The sequence below is a fragment of the Paracoccus sp. SY genome, assembly GCF_002901215.1.
GTDB lineage: Bacteria > Pseudomonadota > Alphaproteobacteria > Rhodobacterales > Rhodobacteraceae > Paracoccus > Paracoccus acridae.
The window spans coordinates 1-1,611 of sequence record NZ_NWMQ01000131.1; the positions used below are offsets into that span (position 1 = coordinate 1).

Annotated in this window: 2 protein-coding genes; one reads left to right on the top strand and one right to left on the bottom strand. The window is 58.5% G+C overall.

Going from position 1 to position 1,611, the window contains the following annotated elements; all coding sequences use genetic code 11:
* Positions 1-85: 85 nt before the first annotated feature.
* A complete protein-coding gene (xth, locus tag CK944_RS22060; RefSeq protein ID WP_103175171.1) occupies positions 86-862 on the bottom strand; it encodes an exodeoxyribonuclease III in 777 nt (258 codons plus the stop codon).
* Between the two features lie 267 nt (positions 863-1,129).
* On the opposite strand from xth, the gene CK944_RS22065 reads away from it, so the two are divergent.
* Entirely contained in the window at positions 1,130-1,414 is a 285-nt protein-coding gene (locus tag CK944_RS22065; RefSeq protein WP_229849437.1) for an HU family DNA-binding protein, read from the top strand.
* The last annotated feature ends 197 nt before the right edge of the window (positions 1,415-1,611 follow it).

The following is a 1,611-nucleotide window of genomic DNA, read 5'->3' on the forward strand; positions in this document are numbered from 1 at the left end:
AGATGCCTGTCGCAATACAGAAAGCATCCTTGACAGGAAAGCCTCTCATCTGCCGAGTAGGTCTGATCTTCAAGGATAAATCGGATCACTTCATGTCGAGCACAATCCAGGCCGGCGCATGATCGCTGGCTTTCGAACGAGCTCGCATATCCTGATCAACACCGGCGTCCTTGAGCCCTGCTGCCAAATCGGGAGAAAGCAGCAGGTGATCGAGCCTCAGTCCGGCATTTCGTTCCCAAGCCTGTCGCAGATAATCCCAGAAGGTATAAACGGACTCGTCGGGATGGAGGGTCGCAATGGCGTCACACCAGCCTTGCTTCAGAAGAGACGCATAGGCTTTTCGAGCCTGCGGCAGAAACAGGGCGTCATCGCCCCAGCGATCGGGGTTATAGACGTCGCGCTCGGTGGGAATGATGTTGTAGTCCCCGGCGAGGATCACCGGGACGTCCAGAGCGAGCAGCTGTTTCGCGTGAACGGTGAACTGCTTTAACCATGTGAGCTTATAGTCCCATTTCGGACCCGGTGCGGGATTGCCATTGGGAGCATAAAGGCAGCCTACCAGGAGGCCATTCACCGCAGCTTCAATATAGCGGCTCTGGCTGGGATCGGGATCCCGCGGCAAGCCGCGGCGCGTCAGCACCGGCTCGCTGCCGCGCGACAGGATCGCCACGCCATTCCAGCGGCTTTGCCCATGCCAGACGGAGGCGTAGCCGGCCTCTTGCAGCTGCCGCTCCGGGAACTTTGCCTGCGGCGCCTTCAGCTCCTGCAGGCAAACAATGTCGGGTTGCGTGTCAGCCAGCCAGGCGAGCAGGGTCTCCAGGCGGCCATTGATGCCGTTGATGTTGTAGGTGGCGATCCGCACGGCCCTGCCCTTCCTCTCCCATCAGGTGCTCTGGCTTTGAGCCTAGTTACAGGCGCCGCCCGCAGCATGGGGCGGGACGACGTTTGCCGGCAGATTGTACCGCGCTTGCATCTGCGACCGTCCGCACTTGCCGACGCCTCAATCTTGTCTTTCAATAAGCATATCCTACGGGTCCCCTCCCGGACTTGGCCTAATCGCATTCAGATGGCAAAACCGGCCGGCACTGGCTACCCCTATCCCAGATATTCACATCAAAAGGAAAGAACGATGAAACCGATGACCAAGACTGAATTGCTTGCTACCCTGGCCGAAAAGTCTGGCATTGAGAAAAAGGATGTCTCTTCTGTCCTTGATGCGCTGTCCGAAGTTGCGACCTCGATCGTGGCCGAGGGCGGCGCCCTCACCCTTCCTGGCTTGGGCAAGCTCTCCTGTCGGGATCGTCCCGAACGACAGGTCCGCAATCCGTCTACAGGCGAGGCCATGACAAAGCCTGCAGATCGCGTGGTGAAGTTCACAGTAGCCAAGGCTCTGAAGGACAGCGTCAACTCTTAACCGCAGAGATGGCTTGCTCTTGCATGCGGTGGGGCAAGCCGAAAAAGACAAGGGGTCCATTCGGGCCCGTCCCCGCATCCCAAGATGGTTGCCAATCGGCATCGATCATTATCAACGGGTGTTATGGAACATGGGCTGACTTGATGCGCGGTATTTGCAAGCTACAAACCCGAAGCCTCTCGCCCCCCACCCCCTTG